Raw genomic sequence first — 24389 nt, forward strand, 5'->3', positions numbered from 1 at the left:
ATGATTACAGCAGAAAAGAAGAAAAAAAATAAATTCTTGCCTGACTTTGAGAAACAATCAATTTATTCTGTTCGCTTTGACGAGATGAAAGATTGGTTGAAAACACATGGACAACAAAGCTTTAGAGCAAAGCAAATATTTGAATGGCTATATGACAAACGTGTCAACCAATTCGATGAGATGACGAACTTATCGAAAGACTTGCGCCAACTACTTGAAGATAACTTTACAATGACGACATTAGAAACGGTTGTACGACAAGAAAGTCGTGACGGTACGATTAAGTTTTTATTTGAGTTGCAAGATGGTTATACTATTGAAACTGTTTTAATGCGCCATGAATATGGCAACTCAGTATGTGTGACAACACAAGTTGGTTGTCGTATCGGTTGTACATTCTGTGCTTCAACATTAGGTGGGTTGAAGCGTAACTTAGAAGCGGGGGAAATTGTCTCTCAAGTATTAACGGTGCAAAAAGCACTTGATGAGACAGATGAACGTGTTTCATCAATTGTTATCATGGGAATTGGTGAACCATTTGAAAACTATGATGAGATGATGGATTTCTTAAAAATCATTAATGATGATAACGGTCTCAATATTGGTGCACGTCACATTACGGTATCGACATCAGGTATTATTCCACGTATTTATGATTTTGCGGATGAATCATTACAAATCAACTTTGCGATTAGTCTACACGCAGCGAACAATGATATTCGATCACAACTCATGCCGATCAACCGTGCTTATGATGTAAACAAATTAATTGAAGCAATTGAATACTATCAAGAGAAAACGAATCGTCGTATTACATTTGAGTATGGTTTGTTTGGTGGTGTGAATGATCAATTGACACATGCACGTGAACTGGCAGCGTTAATCAAACATTTGAACTGTCATGTGAACTTAATTCCAGTCAATCATGTGCCTGAACGTAACTATGTGAAAACACCGAAAGAAGATATCTTTAAGTTTGAAAAAGAATTAAAACGTCTTGGTATCAATGCGACGATTCGTCGTGAACAAGGTGCTGACATCGATGCAGCATGTGGACAGTTGCGCGCGAAGGAACGAGAAGCAGAAACGAGGTAGAGAGTGATGTTAAATGCAGAACTTTATTCGATAACAGGAGATTACCGTGATCAGAACGAAGATGCGGCTGGTGTCTTTTACAATCAGACAGATCAACAGTTACTTGTCATGTGTGATGGTATGGGTGGTCATTTGGCGGGTGAAGTAGCATCGCAATTCGTTGTAGATGCACTTCAAACACGTTTTGAACAGGAAAATTTCATTGAAGAAAAACAAGCAGAAGCGTGGTTGAAAGATACATTACAAGCAGTGAATCTTGAGCTGTATGCTTTGGCTCAAGAAAATGTAGCCTACACAGGTATGGGAACAACTTGTGTTTGTGCGCTTGTGTATGATCATCATATCATCGTTGCGAATATCGGTGATTCACGTGCTTATTTGGTGAACAGCAGAACATGTGATCAAGTCACAATGGACCATACATTTGTCAACCAACTCGTAATGCTTGGGCAGATTACCGAAGAAGAAGCTTTTAACCATCCTAAACGACATCTTATTACGAAAGTCATGGGAACAGATAAACTTGTGAGCCCAGATGTTTATACGAGACGTACTCAGTTTTATCAATATTTATTATTAAATACTGATGGCCTAACAGATTATGTCACAAAACAAGAAATTCAAGAATTACTTGTTGAACCCAAAGCACTGCGTGAATTAGGTGATGACTTGTTAGCACGTGCAGAAGCGCGTGCAGCTAAAGATAACGTTTCATTCATCCTGGCAGAAATTGCAGGTGATCCAGTATGATTGGGCGAATCATCGATGAACGTTATGAGATTCAAGATGTTTTAGGCGGCGGAGGCATGTCGAAAGTGTACGGAGCGATGGATACAATCTTGAATCGCAAAGTTGCAGTCAAAATGATACAGGTACCTGCAAGTGAGAGGCAGGCAACGATTGATCGTTTTGAGAGAGAAGTTCAGAATACGACGCAATTATCGCATCCAAACATTGTCAGTGTTTTAGACGTCGGAGAAGAAGACGATTGTTTCTATCTTGTGATGGAATTCATTGAAGGCACAACGTTGTCCGAATATATTAAAACGCATGGGCCGATTACTCCTGAGAAAGCGATCAGCTATATTGAACAAGTGATGCAAGGGATTCAACATGCGCATGAACAAGGTATTGTACATCGTGATATTAAACCACAAAATATTATGATTGATCCCAATAACACATTGAAAATTGTGGATTTTGGTATTGCGAAAGCATTGAGTGAGTCAACGATGACACAAACAAATCATGTGATTGGGACTGTACAATATTTATCACCCGAACAAGCAAAAGGTGAAAAAACGGGGGAACGTACAGATATTTATTCGATTGGGATTGTTTTGTATGAGATGTTGACTGGGTCAGCACCATTTCACGGTGAAACCGCAGTCAGTATTGCGATTAAACAAATTCAAGAACCTATCCCCAACATAACAGAACATCATCCAGACATACCGCAAGCTTTGAGTAATGTTATCTTAAGAGCAACGGAAAAAGAGCCTGTAAATCGCTATGTGTCTGTGTCTGAAATGGCACATGATGTCGCAACAGCGCTTGATGATAGCCGAGCGGATGAACCGATTTACCAAGCGGATGAATCTATCACGAAAACAGTCGCAGTGGATAAAAATGCGCTGAAACAACAACAAGAATCAGTTACAACAAATGAGACTGCGAGTATTCCAGTTGTCCAAACAGAACAAAAGACCACACGACCAACACCACCGCCGAGAACGCATCGTGCGGCAATGGCAAGTGCGTATACGGGTAAACCGAAACGTTCACGCAAGAAGAAAATCATTGCAGGATTGATTTTGTTGTTGCTATTTGTCAGTTTATTTTTCTTCGTGACTGCAGCAATGATGGGGAATAAGTATAGCCAAGTTCCAAACGTACTCGGTCAAACGGAAGAGCGTGCGACAGAGATGCTTGCTGAGAAAAATCTCAAAGTAGGCAAAGTTTCACAAACATATAATGATCAATATGAAGAAGGTCAAGTCGCTTCACTCAGCCCGAAAGAAGGCGAAAAAGTAAAACAAGATAGCACAGTTAATCTTGTGATATCAAAAGGGGAACATCGTGAAAAAATGCCAGATTTAGTGGGTAAATCACGTGAAGAAGCTGAAAAAGAACTCGGTGAATTAGGCTTTGAGAAGGTGCATTATACAACGTCTTATACGCAAAATGACATTCCGAAAGGTCATATTGAAGCACAAAATGTTTCGCCAGGTACGGAAGTTTCTGTGAAAAAAGAAATGATTGAGATTACGGAATCACTCGGTAAACGCCAAGTATATGTCAGTGATTATACGTACAAAGATATTGCGTTAGCAACTTCAGATCTAGAATCAGAAGGTTTGAAAGTGACAGTGATTGAACGACGTGAAGATAATAAAGTGAAAGAAAATCATATTATCCGACAGTCACCTAAAAACAAAGAAGTTGATGAAGGTTCCGAAGTTAAGTTCATTGTTTCTAAAGGGGCCTCAGAAGAAGATAAGCTGAAAAACAAACCGAAAGACGATGACAAAGGTGATGAAGATGACAACTCAGATGACAAACCTTCTTATGATAAGACATATACACAATCATTAACAATTCCATATACTGGTAAAGATAAAAAGCCGCAAAAAGTTGAAGTCTATATTAAAGACAAAAATAATGATGGCAAAAAACCACGTACATTCCATATTAAAAACAGCACACCTCAAGTGTTAAACTTCACAATTGAAGATGGTGGAAGCGCAAGTTATCGTGTTGTTGTAGACGGTAAAGAAGTGGAGAGTCAAGAAATTAAATATGATGACTTCTAACTGACGAAAAGCACGTGATGTATATTCGAAAATATACGGCACGTGCTTTTTACATAGGTGATGTTTCATTAATAATCATTTTTAATAAGTTAAGTTGTCTATCTCTTTTCTTACATGTTTTGTCATTGCAACGCCATAACCCATTTCTTCTTTGTTGTATTTGAAAGTAGAATGACCTGAATTATTGAAGCCATTTGGGAAAATGCCAATTAACTCATTATTTTGATTCATAATAGGGCTCCCAGAATTACCTTTTCTCGTAACTGCATTGAAATAAATCTGAGGTTCTTTCGTGGTTGCTTTATTTAAATAATAGCCTTGTGTGATAAACATTTGCTGACTGGGGATCTTCGCAAGTGATGGGTACCGTGATTCGAAGTATTTAGGATCAGGATAACCAACAATCTTAATACGTTCCTTGAATGACATAGATTTAATACTATGTTCACTTGCAATTGGCATCGGTGTCATAACATCACTAAGGTTTTCATGAGTATGAACAACGGCCAAGTCGACACCTTTTATCATATGAACTGAACGCACGTTAAAAGTATAGGGCGTTTGATTCGGTGTCTGCATCGGTTTGAAGCGTAAAAATTGTGGCTTGGCAGGACGATAGTTTCGTTTTCCAGGTTGAGTTTTTGAATCTTCAACGACATGGTTATTCGTCAATAATGTGTGATCATCTATTGCTACGGCTGTTCCTGCAATATCTCTTTTATGATTAATGAGTCTTCCAATAGATTGATACGGTTTGGGTATAGGTGATGGAACTGTTTTGATTGTCACAGCATCATCATCGATACGTTGTGCCAACTGGAATGCCTTTTGACTCCCGGATTGTTTATTCATTGCATTATTCGTGACATAGGCATCGTTAGGGTCATTTGTCGGATGAACTTGAACATTGCTTGACTGTGGCCGATTGGTAATCGTGAAAAATGCGACGAAACAAACAAATAACAAGCCTATAAATATAAGGAAAGGTTGTTTTTTCAATTCATAAAGAGCTCCTTTTGTGAAAATACTTTTCTAATATAGTATAAACAGGTATAAGACAATGTCAAATAGGATTCAATTAGAATGTCATATACGCTTTGAGTACAGCTGGATTATCATATGATGTGAAAATAATTGTTTTATCACGACCACGGATGTAGCCACTTTTAGATTTGTCTCCAATTATAAAAGAATTGTTGAAGCGGAATAACTCAAATTGATAATCTTTGAAAATTTTATATAAGTCATGTACTGAATAACTTTGACGTTCTCGCATCATAGAACGTCCTGTCAAATTGACCGCAACTGATGGATCAAGTTCGTATTTTTTAATAAATGCTCGCACGTATCGTTTTCGATTGATAAAGTTTTCAAACAATCGATCGGCTAATTCATATAAAACGGATGGGTGCGTACTATGTGTGATGTGTTTTAAAAGTTCATATGTTTCCATCTCTCTACCCGTAAAATATTGTTTATTGTTTGTTGGCCATTCGTTGAGATCACGAACTGAATTCGTCACATGTTCATTCATTGCATATGTATAGTAAATGAGTGGACCTAAACCATCCGTCGTCATAGAGTGTTCTGTATTGACTGCTTTATCAATACTCAGTGTCTCATTATCAATAATTAAAAAACTTTGTCCTATGTGGCGAATCTCATCGAATAACGTAGATTCTTCGTATTTTAACGTATTTGACGCCAAAGCATCTGGCAGTCTTTTGGCAAGATCAGGAAACATTGTCCCACCACTAGATGATTTCAAAAGCGTCAGTGAATCTGCGTTACATAAAATTTTCAAATCATTCATCATCATCTCTATACTAGCGTACCAAGTGATGTGCTTATGCTTTACTTTGCTAGCAACAGAGCGTAAATCACCGTCAAGACACAAAATATAATCTGCTTGAGATTCTTCCAATACTGGAATAAGTGCTTGATGGATAACTTGTGAATTTTCACCTAAATCATTGATTTTGCCAAGTGCAATAATTTTGTTTCCTTTGAAAAAACGAACTTGTGTATCAAAAGCGCGTATTGCATTCATCATGGCAGGTAACGATGCATTGTATGTATCATCGATGAGTGTGAGTTTGTGGTGAGTTGTTTGAACTTCTTTCATCTTCAATACTTTTGAAAATGGTTGAAAGTCTTTCAAATATTCACCATGTATTGTGATGTTTAACTTTTTCAATACGAGAAGTGCCGCTAGTAGGTTAGATACCATACCAGAGCTGATTGTATTAAGGTTGTAGGTTTGTATCTCTCCGTTTTTATGTATACCTATTTGGATATGTCCTTTTTGATACTGTATATATTCAGGTGCAATATCTGCATGAGACGATGTAGCAATTGAGAACGTATAAACGTTTTGTGTATGATTTTTTGCTTTCTCGATCAAATAATCTGCGCATAACGTATCATCATTAATAATAGCAATGCCGTTTTCACTCATCCCATGAAAAATTCTTGATTTTAATCTTGCAATGTCTTCAATTGTTTTCTTTGGTCGCATATGTGCAGCACCGATCCCAGTTACAACAGCAATATCAGGGCGTAAGTTTAGCATCGTATCTTCAATATAATCAATGACATTCAGTGATACTTCAATCACCGCAAAATCAGGGTTTTTGATTAACTTCAGCATATTGATGTATGTTGCGGTACGAACATTGTTGTTACCATAAGTCTCTAATACGTTGTAATCTCTTAACAGTGATGTCAACATTGTCCTTGTGGAAGTTTTACCCATCGATCCGGTAATTGCGATGATAGGATTCGTATATTGATTGCGGATGTGTATTGCTAAAGTTTTTAATGCGCTAATTGAGTCATCAACAATGATTTGAGGGATAGGGTGTTCGAGATGCTTTGCTTCATGTTCCGTAATAATTAAGCCTATATCTTTATGAGACGGATCAATTAATTCGTTACCATCAGGTGAACCCTTTGGTCTGCCTAAATATTTCTCCCAAGTATCATTATTAGGAGAAAAATAAGCTGTTTGTTTAGAGTGAATACGTGAAAAAAACATTTCAAAATCATTAATCACATTGTGTTCGTTATGAGTGCCAATGTTAATCGTATTGCCACCGATAATCGTAGCAATTTGTTTAATAGTAATCATAGATAGTCGCCCCTTTAGTCATAAATCTATTCCATATTTTGAAACACTGGATATTTTTTAGAGATTCTTAAATTTACGATTCCAGTAGTTAGTGACAAAAATTTTAGTAGGCAAAAAGTACAATGCTTCAGCATAAACTAAGTTATATTTAAAACATAATATATAATAAAGATTAATGTATAGCAATATGACATGCGTAACTGTTATGAGATGACGTATTTTGGTATAATAAACGTAATTTGAAAAAAGAAGATTAAGATGAGGTGTGAATTTGAAAACAGGACAGATTATAAAGTCTATCAGTGGTGTATACCGAGTTGACGTGGAAGGGGAACAATTTGATGCGAAGCCACGTGGACTCTTTAGAAAAAAACAAATAACACCAGTAGTCGGTGATATTGTAGATATCGACTTTGAAACACATGCATCAGGCTATATACAACATGTGCATGAACGGAAAAATGAACTGAAACGACCGCCAGTGAGTAATATTGATGTACTTGTTATTGTGATGAGTGCGGTAGAGCCGGACTTTTCAACACAATTGTTAGATCGTTTTCTTGTGATTGCTCACTCTTATGGTTTGTCACCACGTATTGTCATTACGAAGAAAGATTTGGCAACTGATACACAACAAGCAGACATTGAACGTTTGTTAGCGATTTATCAAAACATTGGTTATCAAACACAATTTATTGGCAAGGATGATGATGTTCAAGCGGTATTTGGTACGTGGGAGTCAGGCATAGCGGTGCTGAGCGGTCAATCAGGAGTTGGTAAGTCAACACTACTCAATAGTTATCGACCAGAATTGGCGCTTGAAACGAATAGTATTTCACAATCTTTGAATCGTGGACGCCATACGACGCGACATGTAGAACTCTATCCACGTTCCAATGGTTATATAGCGGATACGCCTGGATTTAGTGCGCTGGATTTTGATCACATTGAAAAGTATGAGTTAGATCGTTATTTTATTGAAATCAGTGAGGCAAGTGAGCAGTGCAAGTTCCGTGATTGCTCGCACACGAATGAGCCAAAATGTCACGTAAAAGCATTGGTAGATTCTGGTGAGATTGCTGATTTCAGATACCAGCATTATGAACAATTACTACAAGAAATTTCTAATCGAAAGGTACGATACTAATGACAAAAGTTTTCCCTTCTTTATTATCTGCAGATTTTTTAAAGTTACAAGATGAATTGCAAGCACTAGAGAAAGCAGGTGTCGACGGTGTCCATTTTGATGTAATGGATGGACAGTTTGTGCCAAATATTTCAATTGGATTCCCGATATTAGAAGCAGTTCGACGTGGGACATCATTGCCAATCGATGTGCATTTAATGATTGATAATCCAGAATCATACATTGATGACTTCTGTGAGAAAGGTGCCGATAAAGTTTCTGTTCATGTTGAAGCGACGCCACATATTCATCGTGCCATTCAAAAAATTCATGCATATGGTAAAGAAGCAGGTGTTGTGCTGAATCCAGGTACATCAATCGAAGCGATACGCCCCATCATTGAAGATATCGACTTCGTATTAATCATGTCAGTGAATCCTGGTTTTGGTGGACAAGCGTTTATACCATCAAGTCTTGATAAGATTCGTGAACTTAAATTATTGCGTGAGGAGTTAGGGTTGTCGTTTCGCATAGAAGTAGACGGTGGTGTGAATGCGAAAACAGCACAACAAGTTGTTGATGCAGGTGCAGATTGGCTCGTAGCAGGTTCATACTTCTTCAATCAAGATCACTATGGACAAGCTGTTGCGACGTTAAAAGGTGAGGCTTTATCTTAATGTCTAAACGTATTCATTTATTATGTAGTGATCGTTATCTGCCTGAAGGACTCTTTGAAACACTAAAAGATGCAGAATGGGGCGGTGTCGATCGTGGCACAAAAATTCTTTTAGAACAAGGGATTCAACCTATTTTTACAGTAGGGGACTTTGATTCGGTTACCGATGAAGAGCGTGCATGGATATCGGAACGCATCGACATTTCACCTGTTCCAGCAGAAAAAGCAGACACAGATTTGGGACTTGCTGTTGCAGAATCAGTAGCACTTGGATATCAAGAAATTGCAATTTACGGGGCGACTGGTGGTCGACTAGATCATTTTATGGGCGCCATGCAATTATTGAAGGCACCTGCTTATCAATCGCAACGCATTGAATTGATTGATATACAGAATGAGATTTTGTTACTAACTGAGGGAGAACATGAAGTTGTATGTAATCCTAAGTATCCATATATTTCATTCGTACCTGCGAGTGATCAAGTAACGTTATCTTTAGAAGGCTTTAAATATGATTTGGAACAAGAAGTGTTAGAAACGGGGTCGACTCTGACTATATCCAATGAGCTTCATCATGAATGTGCCTACGTTAAGGTACATAAAGGAGATGTATATCAAATACGCAGTCGAGATATGACTGACTCATAAAATGCAAAGAAAACGACTTGATTTCACTACATTGTGATGTCGAGTCGTTTTTTTACAAAAAAAAAACGAGACTGCCACATATAGTCTCGTTCTATTTCTTATAATATTAAAATTATACGCGTGTTACTTTACCTGATTTTAAAGCACGTGCTGAAACCCAAACTTTTTTAGGTTTACCATCAACAAGAATTCTCACTTTTTGTAAGTTCGCATTCCAACGACGTTTCGTTGAGTTTAATGCGTGTGAGCGTCTGTTACCAGTTGATGCTTTACGTCCTGTTACGAAACATTCTTTACCCATCATCGTACCTCCTTTAAGAAATACAAATACACTTTGCTACTACATACTAAGGTAATATACCATAATATAAGTGTGTGTGCAATAAAAAGATCGGCACAATTTTATAAATCACTTTGTGTCTTTTTAAGTTTCTGTTATAATTTACTATTGTGATTACATATAAGGTAGTTAAGCGCTTGATTTTAGCGGTTAAACTGTCTTAGTTTATTCATTATAGTAGCGTACATATTCTCTACATAGTAAAATATAACTAATTGTAATATGTGCAATTGTATGTTTAATTAGAACTATTGATTTGAACAACTAACTTAACAACGAGATGTAACGATAAGCAATTATTAGAATAGGAGGCGTAACGATATGGCATTAGAAATTACAAATGATTACGGTAGTATCGATATTTCAAATGAGGTGATCGCTTCTGTTGTAGGCGGTAAAGCAGTGGAATGTTACGGGATTGTCGGCATGGCTTCTCGTCAACAAGTACGCGATGGTATTGCTGAAATATTAGGTCATGAAAATTACGCAAAAGGGATTGTTGTAAGAGAAAATGACGGCACTTTAGACGTAGATATGTATATTATCGTTAGCTATGGCGTGAAAATTTCAGAAGTTGCACAAAACGTCCAATCAACTGTGAAATATACATTAGAACATACACTTAAATTAAAAGTAAACTCAGTTAATATATTCGTACAAGGCGTACGTTTTAACAATGACGGGAACGACAAATAGGAGGACATTCGCATGGTTACGAAAATCAACGGTAATCTATTTGCCGATATGATTATACAAGGGGCTCAAAATTTATCAAACAATGCTGATCTAGTGGATTCATTGAACGTATATCCAGTACCAGATGGGGATACGGGAACGAATATGAATCTATCGATGACTTCAGGGAAAGAAGAAGTACAAAACAATCCGACGAGCCATATTGGTGACTTAGGTAAGTCATTTTCGAAAGGATTGTTGATGGGAGCACGTGGTAACTCAGGTGTCATCTTGTCACAAATCTTCCGCGGCTTCTCAAAGGCGCTTGAAGATGAAAGTGAAATTGACGCTAAGAAATTTGCACGTAGTTTTGATGCTGGTGTTAAAACAGCATATAAGGCAGTTATGAAACCTGTTGAAGGGACAATTTTAACGGTTGCAAAAGATGCCGGCAAAGCAGCGGTCGATACAGCCGAAAAAACGGATGACTGTTTAGAAGTAATGACAGCTGTATATGAAGCGGCACAAAAATCTTTAGAGAATACACCGAACTTATTACCTGTATTGAAAGAAGTAGGCGTTGTAGACAGCGGTGGTAAAGGTTTAACGTTAGTATACGAAGGCTTTATTAAAGCGATGAAAGGCGAAACAATTGAAGCGAAAACGCCGAAAGTAGACAAGGAAGAATTCTTCAATGATGACCATGACTTCCATGGTGTCATTAACACAGAAGATATCATCTATGGATACTGTACTGAAATGATGGTACGCTTCCAATCTGGCAAAGCACCATTTGACGAAGCAACTTTCAGAGAAGATATGAGTCGTTTTGGTGACTCGTTACTTGTGATTAGCGATGATGAAATCGTTAAAGTTCACGTACATACTGAAACACCGGGTGAAGTTTTCACTTTTGGTCAAAAGTATGGTGAATTGATTAAGGTAAAAGCTGAAAACATGCGTGAACAACACCGTGAAGTATTGAGAAAAGAAGCAGGTAGTGCTGATAAGAAGTCAGCAACTGCGCCTGCAGAAACTGAAAAAGTAGAAACAGCAATCATTACGATTTCGATGGGGGACGGTATCACGAAGCTCTTCAAATCAATGGGTGCGACACATATCATTAGCGGTGGTCAAACAATGAATCCATCGACAGAAGATATCGTGACGGTTATTCGAGAAAGTGGATGCAAACGTGCAATTATCTTACCGAATAACAAAAATATTCAAATGGCGAGTCAACAAGCTGCGGAAATCGTCGATGTTGATGCGGTAGTTGTACCAACACGTACAGTGCCACAAGGTATTGCTGCAATGTTCAGTTATGATACAACGGCATCATTGGAAGAAAATGCAGAAGCCATGACAGATGCGCTATCTAATGTTAAGTCAGGTTCTATTACGTATGCCGTACGTGATACAAAAATTGACGGTATCAAGATTGAAAAAGATGCCTACATGGGCTTAGTTGAAGACAAAATTGTTGTCAGTGATCGTGATGCAAAAGCAACGTTACAACAAACTTTAGAAGCGATGTTAGATGATGACAGTGAAATTTTAACAGTCATTGCAGGTGAAGAAGCAACAGATGAACATACAACATTTATTGAGTCATTTGTTGAAGAACACTATGAAGATGTTGAAATTGAAATTCAAGATGGACAACAACCAATTTATCCTTATTTATTCTCAGTTGAGTAATAAATATAGGATGATGTGAGATAAACAAGTGGGACATTTTCTTAATGATATTGAGGAAATGTCCCATTTTTTGTAGGTTATTATTATTTAAATTCATATTATTTAGAAATCGGTGACAAAAGTTTCAATATAAAAATTAGAATTGTTATAATAGCATTATATTTTATGGGGAGATTCAGGGGGGATACTATGAAATTTAAAAGTGTATTCGACATTATTGGACCAACAATGGTTGGCCCATCATCATCGCATACAGCAGGTGCGGTTCGTATCGGACTTGTAGCACGTTCTTTATTCGGTGGTCAGCCGACGCAAGTCGATATTTATTTGTTCGGATCGTTTATGGAAACTTATAAGGGGCATGGTACCGATGTCGCACTAGTAGGTGGACTGCTCGGCTATGATACCGACGATAGTCGCATCGAATATAGTCTTGAAACGGCAAGAGAACTTGGCATGCGTGTGAACTTTATTGAAATGTCTGAAGAGCGTTCACATCCTAATACAGCAATTATTGATATGACTGATGGTGCAACGACCATTTCAGTTGAAGGCGTATCGATTGGTGGCGGTAAGATTGAAATTGTCGCAATAAATGGCTTCCCAATCAATATTAGTGGAAATTATCCAACGTTGCTCGTTTTTCACAAAGATACATTCGGTACAATTGGGAAAGTAGCGAATGTCTTGGGCGAGAATAGTATCAATGTAGGTAGCATGCATGTTTCGAGAAAAGAAAAGGGAGACCAAGCATTAATGACATGCGAACTAGATGAATCTGTCAGTCCTGCAATGATTGAAGAGATACGCAAGATACCGGGGATTATTACTGTGTCACTCATGGGAGAAAGTTGATTGGAGGGGTACTAATGTTTAAAAGTGTGAAAGAATTAATTTCAAAATGTAAAGCAGAAAATAAAGCAATCTATGAAATTATGCTTGAACAAGAGATGTCCGTAACAGGAATGTCGAAAGAAGATGTATATGCACATATGGATCGAAACTTAACAACGATGGAAAACGCCGTGGCAGAGGGGTTAAACGGCGTTACATCTAAGACTGGATTGACAGGTGGCGATGCCGTCTTGATGCAACAATACATTGCAAGTGGCAATGCGTTAGCTGGCAATCTCGTGCTTGATGCTATCAGTAAAGCTGTTGCAACGAATGAAGTCAATGCAGCAATGGGAAAAATATGCGCAACACCTACTGCGGGCTCAGCAGGAGTTGTACCGGGAGTATTGTTTGCACTCAAGGACAAGTTGCAACTTGATCGACAAGGCATGTTGAATTTCTTACTAACAGCAGGTGCTTTTGGTTTTGTTGTAGCGAATAATGCATCTATTTCTGGTGCTGCCGGTGGGTGTCAAGCCGAAGTGGGTTCAGCGAGTGCAATGGCAGCTGCAGCAATTGTTGAAGCTGCTGGTGGGACTCCACAACAATCAGCAGAAGGGTTTGCGATTTGTATGAAAAACATGTTTGGTCTCGTATGTGATCCTGTGGCTGGACTTGTTGAAGTCCCGTGTGTCAAACGTAATGCAGCAGGTGCATCCAATGCGATTGTGTCGGCGGATATGGCACTCGCAGGAATCACTTCACGTATTCCGACAGACGAAGTGATTGACGCAATGCACCGTATCGGCCAAACAATGCCAGTTGAATTGCGTGAAACAGGACGTGGTGGATTGGCCGGTACGCCAACAGGACAACGTTTAAAACAACAAATATTTGGTGATTAAACATGACAAAAATAGCGATAATTGAAAATCCATACGAGTTGAAGGCAATTAAAGGTTTAGGACCTAAACGCTTAACATTACTCAATGAAATGAATATTCACACTGTGCAAGATTTGATATTGCATTTACCAACACGTTATGAGGATAATTCGGTGATAGATTTGACCCAAGCTGAAGATGAATCCGTAGTAACCGTACAAGGGCAAATCTATTCAACACCAACAGTGGCATTTTTAGGGCGTAATCGGTCAAAATTAACTGTTCATATGATGGTCAACGATATCGCTGTAAAAGTTGTCTTTTTCAATCAGCACTATCTTAAAAATAAAGTACAGTTGCATGACACCGTTGTAGTGAAGGGGAGATGGTCACGACGTAAACAAGAAATTAATGGACAAAAGATGTTTACAGATGTGACACAGTTGGCTGATGCGCAGTTCACGCCAATTTATCGTGTCAAAGAAGGCATCAAACAGAAAAACTTACGAGATATGATTCAAACAACCTTAAAAGATGTCACGATTCATGAGTGGCTACCAGAAGCACTTCGACAAAAATACAAGTTGGAGACACTCCATGATACACTTCATGCATTACATGATGCACCGAATCAGGAAAGTATTTTAAAAGCACGACGGACTTTTGCTTTCACTGAATTTTTCATGTTTGAACTACGGATGCAATGGTTGAATCGTTTGGAAAAAAGTTCTGATCAGGCAGTCGCAGTTCAATACGATATCGAAGCGGTCAAAGCGTTTATTGCTGATCTTCCTTTTGAATTAACAGACGGACAAAAACAAAGCATCAATGAAATCTTTCGTGATTTGAAAGCGCCGATTCGCATGCACCGCTTGCTCCAAGGTGATGTAGGTTCTGGTAAAACAGTAGTTGCCGCTATTTGCATGTATGCACTTAAAACAGCGGGGTATCAATCAGCTTTAATGGTACCGACAGAAATTTTGGCAGAACAACATGCGGAAAGTTTGTCCGAGTTGTTTGGTGACAGAATGAATGTGGCACTTTTAACAGGATCTGTTAAAGGAAAAAAACGACAATTGCTTTTAGAGCAGCTGGCAGATGGTGAAATCGACTGTTTGATTGGGACGCATGCACTTATCCAAGATGATGTTGTCTTTCATGATGTCGGTCTTGTCATTACAGATGAGCAACATCGTTTTGGTGTTGCACAACGGCAAACGTTGCGTGAGAAGGGGGCGCTGAGTAACGTCTTGTTTATGACAGCTACGCCAATACCGCGTACATTAGCCATCTCTGTGTTTGGCGAGATGGATGTATCATCCATTAAGAGTATGCCAAAAGGACGAAAACCGATTATCACACATTGGGTTAAACATGAAGGGTACGATCACGTTCTTGCACAAATGGAACAAGAGTTGACAAAAGGGCGACAAGCTTATGTAATTTCTCCGTTAATTGAGAGCTCAGAACATCTAGAAGACGTACAAAACGTAATTGCGTTATATGAGCGTTTGAAAATGCAGTTGCCGAAGCGTCGTATCGGGATATTACACGGTAAAATGCGATCGGACGAAAAAGATGAAGTGATGCAGCAATTCAGTTCGCATGAATTGGACATACTCGTTTCAACAACTGTTGTTGAAGTAGGGGTTAATGTACCAAATGCAACTTTCATGATGATTTACGATGCAGATCGATTTGGTCTATCAACACTTCATCAGTTGCGTGGTCGTGTTGGACGAAGTGATCATCAAAGTTATTGTGTATTAATCGCTTCTCCTAAAACAGAAACGGGTATCGAGCGAATGACAATTATGACACAAACAACAGATGGTTTTGAATTGAGTGAGCGTGATTTGGAAATGCGTGGACCGGGTGACTTCTTCGGTGTAAAACAAAGTGGCTTGCCAGACTTTTTAGTCGCTAATCTTGTTGAAGATTATCGCATGTTGGAAGTTGCAAGGGATGAAGCAGCAGAAATGATTCAATCCGGTCGTTTCTTTACAGAAGAATTTGCTCGTTTGAGAGAATTTATAGAACGAAACATGTTACATCAAAGCTTTGATTAGGGGCTAGGTTGGGACAAAAGCGCTTAGGATTTGAGTAGAAGAGAACGATGAGCAAAATTGCTTTTCAAATTTTGTTGAAACCGTGGTAGTTCTGCCGAAAATCCTGCTTTTGGGACACCGTTTATCAGTTTCTCAGTACATAAAATGAATATGTCTGAGACTGGTTCGTAGTGCCCCGGCATGACGATGTTGTGAAAGAAGCGTTTACCTAGTTTTACACGCAAGTAATGAAAAGTAATGCATACCTTTTATGTACATCTGTTAAATCATTTTGAAGATAAGTTAGAACATGTTAGAATATACAAGAACCAATTAAGACTTGGTACTAAATGATGGTGGCGATGAAGTGAAAAGGAACAAAAATGAAAGACGTAAGTTAATACAACAAACGATAGAACAAAATCCATTTATTACCGATCAAGCTTTGAGCGAGATGTACGAAGTGAGCATTCAGACCATTCGCCTTGATCGAAATCAATTACATATTCCTGAACTACGTGTACGTGTGAAGCAGGTCGCAGAAGAGCAATATCCACATATTAGTTCGTTGGAGAATCAAGATATCATTGGTGATATTATTGCACTCGAACCTAATCACTCCGCCAAGTCTTTGTTAGTGATATCAGGAAATGATGTCTTTTCTCGGAATAACATTGCACGTGGACATATTGTGTTTGCGCAGGCCAATTCATTGTGTGTTGCAATGATTAAACATGGTTTTGTCTTAACGAAGGAAAGCCACATTCATTTCGTAAAACCTGTTCATTTAGGGGATAGTGTCGTGGCTGAGGCGGAAGTTGCACATCGCGATGATAAATATTATGAAATGACTGTAAGTTCATACGTAGGTGAAGAAAAAGTTTTTGAAGGATTATTCAAAATGTACTATATAAGTGAGGATGAATAACATGGTAAAAATAGCTGTAGATATGATGGGTGGGGACGATGCACCACAAATCGTCTTGGAAGCAGTAGAAAAAGCAATCAATGACTTTGAAGATCTAGAGATTTTATTGTTTGGCGATGAAGAAGAATATACGTTGAATCACCCACGTATTACATTCCGTCATACTTCAGAGATGATTACAATGGAAGACGAGCCTGTTCGTGCTATCAAAAGAAAAAAAGACAGTTCTATGGTACGCATGGCAGAAGCTGTCAAAAACGGTGAAGCAGAAGGGTGTGTGTCAGCTGGAAATACTGGCGCATTGATGTCAGCTGGATTATTTGTAGTAGGCCGATTACCAGGAGTTGCCAGACCAGCACTTGTTGCGACGATTCCTTCTGTGAGTGGTAAAGGAACGGTGTTATTAGATTTAGGAGCAAATGCAGATGCAAAAGCAGAACATCTGTATCAAAATGCTATTTTAGGACATGTCTATGCTAAAAAGTTGCGTGGGATTGAAAATCCAAAAGTGGCATTGTTGAATATTGGAACGGAAGCTCAAAAAGGAAATAATCTAACAAAAGCAGCTTATAAACAGATGGCAGCAACAGATCAGTTCAATTTTGTTGGAAATATTGAAGCGAAGTCGATCTTAGAAGATGAAGCAGATGTTATTGTGACGGACGGTTTTACGGGTAACATGATCTTGAAAAACCTAGAAGGCGTTGCAAAGTCATTCGGCAAAGTGATTAAGCAAAACATTTTATCAAGTGCCAAAAATAAGTTGGCAGCACTTGTCTTGAAGAAGGATATAAAAGGTATAGCAAAACAAATGGACTATTCGGAATATGGCGGTTCTGTGTTACTTGGCTTAGACGGTGTTGTTGTAAAAGCACACGGTAGCTCAAGTGCTAAAGCTTTCTATTCAGCTATTCGTCAAGCTAAGATTGCTTGTGAAACACAAATTGTTGATAATATGCGAGAAATGGTTGGTGATGCGGATGAGTAAAACAGCTTTTATGTTTCCGGGTCAAGGGGCACAAAAAGTTGGAATGGCGCAAGACTTGTATGAAGGAGACGCTTCAGCGAAAGCTGTTTTAGAAAATGCCCAGTCAAGTGTCAACTTTGACTTATTGGAAACAATGTTTAACGATGCTGATGGTGTCTTATCACAAACAGAAAATACACAGCCGGCACTGTTAGCACATAGTATGGCACTTTATACAGCAATGGGGGAACCGACTGCTGATTACGTTATCGGACATAGTCTTGGCGAATACTCAAGTCTCGTCGCAAATGGTGTATTGGCATTTGAAGACGCAATCAAAATTGTACGTCGTCGTGGGGAACTGATGGCACAAGCATTCCCAAGTGGTGTTGGAAGCATGGCGGCTGTGCTTGGTTTAACAATTGAAGAAGTTCGTGACATTTGTCAACAAATCTCAACAGATGAAGCAGTGGTTGAACCTGCAAATATTAACTGTCCCGGACAAATTGTCGTATCTGGACATGCGACTGCGATTAATCAACTTGTCAAAGAAGGGAAATCATTAGGGGCAAAACGTGTGATGCCTTTGCAAGTTTCGGGTCCATTCCATGCATCAATGATGAAGGTGATTGCCGATGATTTTTCATCGTATATTCATCAATTTGATTGGCATGATGCCAAAGTTCCCGTTGTACAGAATGTCCATGCACAAGGAGAAACATCTGCTGAAACAATTAAGGCACACATGATTCAACAGTTATATTCACCAGTACAATTTATTGATTCGGTCGAATGGCTCATTGCACAAGGAGTTACACACTTTGTAGAAATTGGGCCTAACAAGGTGCTTTCAGGACTTGTAAAGAAAATCGATAGAGATGTGAAAATTACTTCGATTCAAACACTCGAAGATGTAAAGGAATGGTTAAATAATGACTAAAGTAGCATTAGTAACAGGTGCGTCACGTGGTATTGGTCGTAGCATCGCATTGCAACTTGCAGAAGAAGGCTATAATGTAGTTGTAAACTATGCTGGCAATAAGGAGAAGGCTGAAGCAGTTGTAGCGGAAATTCAAGAAAAAGGACAAGAGAGTATTGCGATCCAAGCGAATGTCGCAAATGGTGATGAAGTGAAAGCGATGATGAAGGAAGTCGTTCAAACATTTGGATCTATTGATGTTCTAGTAAATAATGCGGGAATCACACGAGATAATCTGCTCATGCGTATGAAAGAGCATGAATGGGATGATGTAGTTGATACGAACTTAAAAGGTGTCTTTAACTGCATTCAAAAAGTGACGCCACAAATGTTAAGACAACGTCAAGGTCGTATTATCAACCTAACAAGTGTTGTGGGTGCAGTAGGAAATCCAGGACAAATCAACTATGTTGCGACCAAAGCAGGTGTTATTGGGATGACCAAAACGGCAGCGCGTGAATTGGCATCTCGTAATATTACAGTAAACGCTGTTGCACCAGGCTTTATCGTATCTGATATGACCGATGCACTTAGCGATGAGTTGAAAGAAACGATGAAAGGACAAATTCCACTCGGTCGTTTCGGTCAAGATACTGACATCGCACATACAGTCGCATTTTTAGCTTCAGAAAAGGCAAGCTATATTACCGGTCAAACGATTCATGTTAATGGTGGTATGCACATGGAATAACCTGCGTTGTTGCAGGAACCATGCTATAATATACAGGAAGCTCCCCGTGTGAAAAGGCAATGATGACGTGGCTTGTAATTCTGACAATATCATGGCAAAATATAACAGTCGGGTATGATCAATTACAAGTATCACTACAGTCGACCAAGGGAGAGTCCTTGAATTTTTAAAGGAGGTGACAGACTGTGGAAAACTTCGATAAAGTAAAAGACATCATCGTAGACCGTTTAGGCGTAGATGCTGACAAGGTCACTGAAGGTGCATCATTCAAAGACGATTTAGGCGCAGATTCACTTGACATCGCAGAATTAGTGATGGAATTAGAAGATGAATTCGGTACAGAAATTCCGGATGAAGAAGCGGAAAAAATCAATACAGTAGGCGACGCTGTTAATTTCATTAATACACTTGAAAAATAACTATTTTCATCTGAGCCGATATGTATCGGCTCAGATTTTTTACTATATGTTTTTGAATTATGTAGGGGAGTTATGGTGCAATAAGATTCAAGTGAAATAATTAAACAACAAGGTTAAGGAGGCAAGCAATATGGCTAAGTTGAGTAAAGAGACATTAGTTCGTATTTTTAGAGAAAGATTTGACGACAAGATGAAAGAACTTGGATTGTCATACAACCAGATTGAAATTTATCAACAGGCATTTTCACATTCGAGTTTTATTAACGACTTTAATATGCCACGTTTGATGCATAATGAGCGTTTAGAATTTCTAGGCGACGCGGTATTAGAATTGACGGTATCACGCTATTTATATGATGAATATCCACATCTACCGGAAGGGAATTTGACAAAGATGCGTGCAACCATTGTGTGTGAACCCTCACTTGTGATATTTGCGACGAATATTGATTTGAATCCACTCATCCTGTTAGGGAATGGAGAAGAGAAGACAGGAGGGCGTACACGACCTGCGTTAGTTTCTGATGCTTTTGAAGCGTTTGTTGGGGCATTGTATTTAGATCAAGGGTTAGAAGCGGTACGACAATTTGCAGAATATGCGATATTCCCACACATTGAAGATGAGACATTGATGGGTGTTGTAGATTTCAAAACAAAGCTACAAGAATATATCCATCAACATCATTTAGGTGCATTGTCTTATCGCATTGCCAAAGAAGAAGGCCCTGCACATAACAAGCAATTTACATCACAAGTGTTATTGAATGACAAAGCAATTGCGATTGGTGATGGTAGAACGAAGAAAGAATCCGAACAAAAGGCTGCAGAGCGTGCCTATGTAAAAATGAACGATAAGGAGTAAGCGATGGTGTATTTAAAGTCTATTGATGCACATGGTTTTAAGTCTTTTGCAGAGCCAACGCAAATACAATTCGATCAAGGTGTTACAGCTATTGTTGGTCCGAATGGTAGTGGTAAGAGTAATATTACAGATGCGATCAAATGGGTGCTAGGAGAACAATCTGCACGTTCATTGCGTGGTAGTAAGATGGAAGACATTATTTTCTCAGGTGCCAAGCATCGAAATGCACAAAACTATGCGGAAGTACAATTGAAGCTTGATAACACGAAACGTCAGTTGAATATAGATGCGGACGAAGTCGTTGTAACACGTCGGTTGTATCGCAGTGGTGAAAGTGCGTATTTTTTAAATAATGATCAACAACGTTTGAAAGATATCACCGAATTGTTTCTTGATTCAGGGTTGGGAAAAGAAGCATTTAGTATCATTTCACAAGGACGTGTAGATGAAGTATTAAATGCAAAACCAATTGACCGACGTCAAATCATTGAAGAATCTGCAGGTGTTTTGAAGTATAAAAAACGCAAAGCAGCATCACTTGATAAGTTGGAACAGACAGAAGATAACTTGATGCGTGTCGAAGATATTTTGGTGGACTTAGAAGCACGTGTAGAACCGTTAAAAGAAGAAGCGGCGATTGCGAAAGAATACACAGCGCTTTCTGATATTTTACAGGAAAGTGATGTGAGTGTGACGGTTCACGACATAAAATCTTATCAGTCACAAATTGCAGAGCATGATGTGTCATTGAATCGTTTGAAAAGCGAACAAGAACGCACACAAACTAAAAAACATCAAATGATGCGTACAATCAAAACGAATAAAGGTGAACGTTTTGATATTGATAGCCAATTAGAAAGTTTGAATGCGCAGCTGATTGAAGTGACTGAGCAAGTTGAAAAGTTGACTGGACAATATCATTTGATTGAAGAGCGTCAAAAAAACCAATCTCAAACAAATGCCCGAATAGAAGAAGAACAAGCAGACTTGTTGACGCAACGTACAAAAGTAAATAACGAATTAACAGAGGTTAAGGCGCAATTTGAATCATTAAAACAGCAAAAACAACAGTTGACACGAGAAGTTCATGAATTGGAAACAACTTTTGAAACATCTCAATCTATTACGGATGAAGATGTGGAACAGTTGAAAGATCAATATTATCAACTGATGACAGAGCAGTCAGACATTAATAATGAGATTCGTTTTCTAACGAGAACACTTGAAGAGCATGAGAAAAAACAAACACGCTTGGACTCACGTATGTCTGAATCCTATGCGAAATTGAATGAAGCAAAAAAGCAACTGACACATGTTGAATCAGAACGACAAGAGAAGCGAAAGCAACTTGAAAGTGTCATCTCACGAAGCAAAGAAACAGAAGTCGCATTAACAGAAGTGAAACAATTGCATGCTGAATCAGAAGAGAAGTTGCACCAAGCATATCGATATAACGATAAGTTGAAATCACGCATTGATAGTATGAAAATGCGAGAAGATGACTTGAGCTTTTTCTATCAAGGGGTAAAAGCAGTCTTAAAAGCAACAGACACTTTGACTGGGTTACACGGTGCAGTCGCACAAAAAATTGATGTACCGTCCAAATATACGACAGCCATTGAAACAGCACTCGGTGCAAGTATGCAACACATCATTACAACGGATGAAGCTGCAGCACGCAAAGCAATTCAATATTTGAAGGCGAAAAGACTTGGACGTGCGACATTTTTACCACTTTCTGTTATCCAACCGAAACAAGTAGATCAGTACTTAATTCAGAAGGCGCAACAACATGCAGGATTTATAGCAGTCGCTAATCAAGTTGTATCGACAGAACAGTCATATCAGCACATCATTGATTACTTGTTAGGACGCATCTTGATTGTTGATGATTTGAAACATGCGAATGAAGTGGCACAAAGTATTGGATATAAAGTACGTATTGTTACGCTAGATGGAGATGTCGTAAACCCAGGTGGTTCAATGACAGGTGGCGGTACAGCACAACGTCAATCATTGTTACGACAAAAAGACGAAGTACAACAGTTGGAAGTACAATTGGCAGATTATCAACAAAAGACACAACAACTTGAGCGTTTTTGTGCTGAAAAGAAAGCGGAACAGACACATCATAGTGATGAGTATGTCAAATTACAACAGCAATATAATCATTTGAAACAAGTGTTACATGACTTGGATTTGGAATATGACCGTTATGAAGAGGTTGTTCAAAGACTGCAAAATGACCATGAAGCATTTGAATTCGAGAAAAATGATGGTTATCAACGTGATAAAGGTGAAGCAACGTTGGCTGCACAAGAACGAAGAAAATCAGAAATTGCAGACCAATTAGCAACTTTGGATCGTCAAATTAAGCAATTGACGACTGAGAGTAAAGAAGGCAAAGCACAACTTGCTGAATGCCAACAACAACTCCACCAAAAACAATCCGACTTAGCAGTATTGAATGAAAGATTACGTACTCAACGCCAATCGGAGACACGTTTGAAGCAGACACTTGATCAAATATCAGATCAAGAGCAGAAGTTAGAGATGCAGTTGTCTATTATCAATTCAGATGAAGTAAATGATGATACGACTTTGAGCAAATTAGAGACTGAGATCCATACGGCACAAACACAAAAAGAGACGCTGATGAGTGAACAAGATACGTTGCGTACAAAACGCCAATCGGTTGAACAATTGATAGAAGCAAATGAGCATGCATTAGAAGAGACACATCAGCAATTGTTAATGCTTGAGAACCAATATCAAGAAATAAAGGGTGCACAATCACGTTTGGATGTATTGATTGATCATGCGATGGACCATCTGTCAACACGTTATCATATGACTTATGAACATGCAGCAAAAGCATATCCGATAGGTGATCAAGACATAGATGCGTTACGACAAAAGGTTAAATTGACGCAAATGTCGATCGACGAACTCGGACCAGTGAATATGAATGCAATCACTCAATATGAAGAAGTCAATGAGCGCTATACATTTTTAAGTGCACAGCGTGATGACTTACGTGAAGCAAAAGCCACACTTGAACAGTTGATTAATGAGATGGACCAAGAAGTAGTATCACGATTTAGTGAAACATTCCATGCGATACAAAAGCATTTTTCAGAAGTTTTTCAGACATTGTTCGGTGGTGGACAAGCAGAACTGCTACTTACTGAAAATGACTATTTGACAGCAGGTGTAGATATTAAAGTGCAACCACCAGGAAAGAAACTGCAACATTTGTCATTACTAAGTGGTGGTGAACGTGCACTCAGTGCGATTGTCTTATTATTTGCGATATTACAAGTGCGCTCAGCACCATTTGTGATACTCGATGAAGTTGAAGCAGCACTCGATGAAGCAAATGTGATGCGTTATGCATCATATTTAAAGACGCTATCCGAACAAACACAGTTTATCGTTATTACACACCGCAAAGGAACAATGGAGATGTGTGATAGACTGTATGGTGTCACAATGCAGGAACTCGGTGTTTCAAAGCTAGTCAGTGTGAATTTGAATACAATTGATGAAGTGATGAAGGAGGAGCAACAATAA

At 38.7% G+C, this 24389-nt stretch carries 21 protein-coding genes; 18 read left to right on the plus strand and 3 right to left on the minus strand.

What is annotated here, in order from left to right; all coding sequences use genetic code 11:
* Genes rlmN through pknB form a run of 3 tightly spaced genes read left to right on the plus strand, consistent with a single transcriptional unit; the run spans position 1 to position 3908 of the window.
* Positions 1-1095 (plus strand): dual-specificity RNA methyltransferase RlmN, encoded by a 1095-nt coding sequence (gene rlmN, locus MUA51_RS04325; RefSeq protein ID WP_095116287.1) that lies wholly within the window; start codon positions 1-3, stop codon positions 1093-1095.
* Between the two features lie 6 nt (positions 1096-1101).
* Positions 1102-1845 carry a Stp1/IreP family PP2C-type Ser/Thr phosphatase gene (locus MUA51_RS04330; RefSeq protein ID WP_262560637.1) on the plus strand — a complete coding sequence of 248 codons (744 nt, stop codon included), beginning with the start codon at positions 1102-1104 and terminating at the stop codon, positions 1843-1845.
* Positions 1842-3908: a Stk1 family PASTA domain-containing Ser/Thr kinase gene (gene pknB, locus MUA51_RS04335; RefSeq protein ID WP_262560638.1), complete on the plus strand. Its 2067-nt coding sequence runs from the start codon at positions 1842-1844 to the stop codon at positions 3906-3908. Before MUA51_RS04330 ends, pknB begins: the two co-directional genes overlap by 4 nt.
* An 81-nt stretch (positions 3909-3989) precedes the next feature.
* Here pknB and MUA51_RS04340 read toward each other — a convergent pair whose 3' ends face one another.
* Positions 3990-4907, minus strand: a complete 918-nt coding sequence (locus MUA51_RS04340; RefSeq protein ID WP_262560639.1) for a trypsin-like serine peptidase — start codon at positions 4905-4907, stop codon at positions 3990-3992.
* 79 nt (positions 4908-4986) lie between these two features.
* Complete coding sequence (locus MUA51_RS04345) at positions 4987-7038, minus strand: Mur ligase family protein (protein WP_262560640.1); 2052 nt, start codon at positions 7036-7038, stop codon at positions 4987-4989.
* 271 nt (positions 7039-7309) lie between these two features.
* Here MUA51_RS04345 and rsgA point away from each other — a divergent pair, with 271 nt between their 5' ends.
* From rsgA to MUA51_RS04360, 3 genes are read left to right on the plus strand one after another with little or no spacing between them, the layout of a single operon-like run.
* Positions 7310-8185: a ribosome small subunit-dependent GTPase A gene (rsgA, locus tag MUA51_RS04350; protein WP_262560641.1), complete on the plus strand. Its 876-nt coding sequence runs from the start codon at positions 7310-7312 to the stop codon at positions 8183-8185.
* On the plus strand, positions 8185-8841 hold the full coding sequence (gene rpe, locus MUA51_RS04355) for a ribulose-phosphate 3-epimerase (protein WP_262560642.1): 657 nt from the start codon (positions 8185-8187) through the stop codon (positions 8839-8841). Before rsgA ends, rpe begins: the two co-directional genes overlap by 1 nt.
* Positions 8841-9488, plus strand: coding sequence for a thiamine diphosphokinase (locus tag MUA51_RS04360; protein WP_262560643.1), 648 nt, complete (start codon positions 8841-8843; stop codon positions 9486-9488). Before rpe ends, MUA51_RS04360 begins: the two co-directional genes overlap by 1 nt.
* 112 nt (positions 9489-9600) lie before the next feature.
* On the opposite strand, the gene rpmB is transcribed toward MUA51_RS04360, so the two are convergent.
* Positions 9601-9789, minus strand: a complete 189-nt coding sequence (gene rpmB, locus MUA51_RS04365) for a 50S ribosomal protein L28 (protein ID WP_086429264.1) — start codon at positions 9787-9789, stop codon at positions 9601-9603.
* A gap of 360 nt (positions 9790-10149) precedes the next feature.
* Here rpmB and MUA51_RS04370 point away from each other — a divergent pair, with 360 nt between their 5' ends.
* The 12 genes from MUA51_RS04370 to smc all read left to right on the plus strand — a co-directional run bounded on the left by MUA51_RS04370 (position 10150) and on the right by smc (position 24389).
* Complete coding sequence (locus tag MUA51_RS04370) at positions 10150-10524, plus strand: Asp23/Gls24 family envelope stress response protein (RefSeq protein ID WP_095116302.1); 375 nt, start codon at positions 10150-10152, stop codon at positions 10522-10524.
* Positions 10525-10536: 12 nt separating this feature from the next.
* Positions 10537-12204 (plus strand): fatty acid kinase catalytic subunit FakA, encoded by a 1668-nt coding sequence (fakA, locus tag MUA51_RS04375; protein ID WP_262560645.1) that lies wholly within the window; start codon positions 10537-10539, stop codon positions 12202-12204.
* A gap of 189 nt (positions 12205-12393) precedes the next feature.
* Complete coding sequence (gene sdaAB / locus MUA51_RS04380) at positions 12394-13059, plus strand: L-serine ammonia-lyase, iron-sulfur-dependent subunit beta (protein WP_262560646.1); 666 nt, start codon at positions 12394-12396, stop codon at positions 13057-13059.
* Between the two features lie 14 nt (positions 13060-13073).
* Positions 13074-13943 carry an L-serine ammonia-lyase, iron-sulfur-dependent, subunit alpha gene (gene sdaAA, locus MUA51_RS04385; RefSeq protein ID WP_262560647.1) on the plus strand — a complete coding sequence of 290 codons (870 nt, stop codon included), beginning with the start codon at positions 13074-13076 and terminating at the stop codon, positions 13941-13943.
* 2 nt (positions 13944-13945) lie between these two features.
* Complete coding sequence (gene recG / locus MUA51_RS04390; RefSeq protein ID WP_262560648.1) at positions 13946-15991, plus strand: ATP-dependent DNA helicase RecG; 2046 nt, start codon at positions 13946-13948, stop codon at positions 15989-15991.
* A gap of 346 nt (positions 15992-16337) precedes the next feature.
* On the plus strand, positions 16338-16898 hold the full coding sequence (gene fapR, locus MUA51_RS04395; RefSeq protein ID WP_262560649.1) for a transcription factor FapR: 561 nt from the start codon (positions 16338-16340) through the stop codon (positions 16896-16898).
* A gap of 1 nt (position 16899) precedes the next feature.
* Entirely contained in the window at positions 16900-17886 is a 987-nt protein-coding gene (gene plsX, locus MUA51_RS04400) for a phosphate acyltransferase PlsX (protein WP_262560650.1), read from the plus strand.
* The gene (gene fabD / locus MUA51_RS04405; RefSeq protein WP_262560651.1) at positions 17879-18805 is read left to right on the plus strand and encodes an ACP S-malonyltransferase; all 927 of its coding nucleotides are present in this window, start codon (positions 17879-17881) and stop codon (positions 18803-18805) included. The genes plsX and fabD overlap by 8 nt, the downstream gene beginning before the upstream one ends.
* Positions 18798-19535, plus strand: a complete 738-nt coding sequence (fabG, locus tag MUA51_RS04410; RefSeq protein WP_262560652.1) for a 3-oxoacyl-[acyl-carrier-protein] reductase — start codon at positions 18798-18800, stop codon at positions 19533-19535. Before fabD ends, fabG begins: the two co-directional genes overlap by 8 nt.
* Before the next feature lie 185 nt (positions 19536-19720).
* Entirely contained in the window at positions 19721-19954 is a 234-nt protein-coding gene (locus MUA51_RS04415) for an acyl carrier protein (RefSeq protein WP_044361001.1), read from the plus strand.
* 130 nt (positions 19955-20084) lie between these two features.
* Positions 20085-20816, plus strand: coding sequence for a ribonuclease III (gene rnc, locus MUA51_RS04420; protein ID WP_262560653.1), 732 nt, complete (start codon positions 20085-20087; stop codon positions 20814-20816).
* 3 nt (positions 20817-20819) lie between these two features.
* Positions 20820-24389 (plus strand): chromosome segregation protein SMC, encoded by a 3570-nt coding sequence (gene smc / locus MUA51_RS04425; RefSeq protein WP_262560654.1) that lies wholly within the window; start codon positions 20820-20822, stop codon positions 24387-24389.

Origin of the sequence: Staphylococcus sp. IVB6214, from assembly GCF_025558585.1 — a bacterium.
Lineage (GTDB): Bacteria > Bacillota > Bacilli > Staphylococcales > Staphylococcaceae > Staphylococcus.

Excerpts from the sequence above, each read along its gene's own strand:
- MUA51_RS04345 (WP_262560640.1), bottom strand. The coding sequence starts at position 7,038 with ATGATTACTATTAAACAAATTGCTACGATTATCGGTGGCAATACGATT.
- rpmB (WP_086429264.1), bottom strand. The coding sequence starts at position 9,789 with ATGGGTAAAGAATGTTTCGTAACAGGACGTAAAGCATCAACTGGTAAC.
- MUA51_RS04360 (WP_262560643.1), top strand. The coding sequence starts at position 8,841 with ATGTCTAAACGTATTCATTTATTATGTAGTGATCGTTATCTGCCTGAA.
- rlmN (WP_095116287.1), top strand. The coding sequence starts at position 1 with ATGATTACAGCAGAAAAGAAGAAAAAAAATAAATTCTTGCCTGACTTT.
- sdaAA (WP_262560647.1), top strand. The coding sequence starts at position 13,074 with ATGTTTAAAAGTGTGAAAGAATTAATTTCAAAATGTAAAGCAGAAAAT.
- fabG (WP_262560652.1), top strand. The coding sequence starts at position 18,798 with ATGACTAAAGTAGCATTAGTAACAGGTGCGTCACGTGGTATTGGTCGT.
- smc (WP_262560654.1), top strand. The coding sequence starts at position 20,820 with ATGGTGTATTTAAAGTCTATTGATGCACATGGTTTTAAGTCTTTTGCA.
- recG (WP_262560648.1), top strand. The coding sequence starts at position 13,946 with ATGACAAAAATAGCGATAATTGAAAATCCATACGAGTTGAAGGCAATT.
- fakA (WP_262560645.1), top strand. The coding sequence starts at position 10,537 with ATGGTTACGAAAATCAACGGTAATCTATTTGCCGATATGATTATACAA.
- rpe (WP_262560642.1), top strand. The coding sequence starts at position 8,185 with ATGACAAAAGTTTTCCCTTCTTTATTATCTGCAGATTTTTTAAAGTTA.
- plsX (WP_262560650.1), top strand. The coding sequence starts at position 16,900 with ATGGTAAAAATAGCTGTAGATATGATGGGTGGGGACGATGCACCACAA.
- MUA51_RS04330 (WP_262560637.1), top strand. The coding sequence starts at position 1,102 with ATGTTAAATGCAGAACTTTATTCGATAACAGGAGATTACCGTGATCAG.
- pknB (WP_262560638.1), top strand. The coding sequence starts at position 1,842 with ATGATTGGGCGAATCATCGATGAACGTTATGAGATTCAAGATGTTTTA.
- fabD (WP_262560651.1), top strand. The coding sequence starts at position 17,879 with ATGAGTAAAACAGCTTTTATGTTTCCGGGTCAAGGGGCACAAAAAGTT.
- rnc (WP_262560653.1), top strand. The coding sequence starts at position 20,085 with ATGGCTAAGTTGAGTAAAGAGACATTAGTTCGTATTTTTAGAGAAAGA.
- sdaAB (WP_262560646.1), top strand. The coding sequence starts at position 12,394 with ATGAAATTTAAAAGTGTATTCGACATTATTGGACCAACAATGGTTGGC.
- MUA51_RS04370 (WP_095116302.1), top strand. The coding sequence starts at position 10,150 with ATGGCATTAGAAATTACAAATGATTACGGTAGTATCGATATTTCAAAT.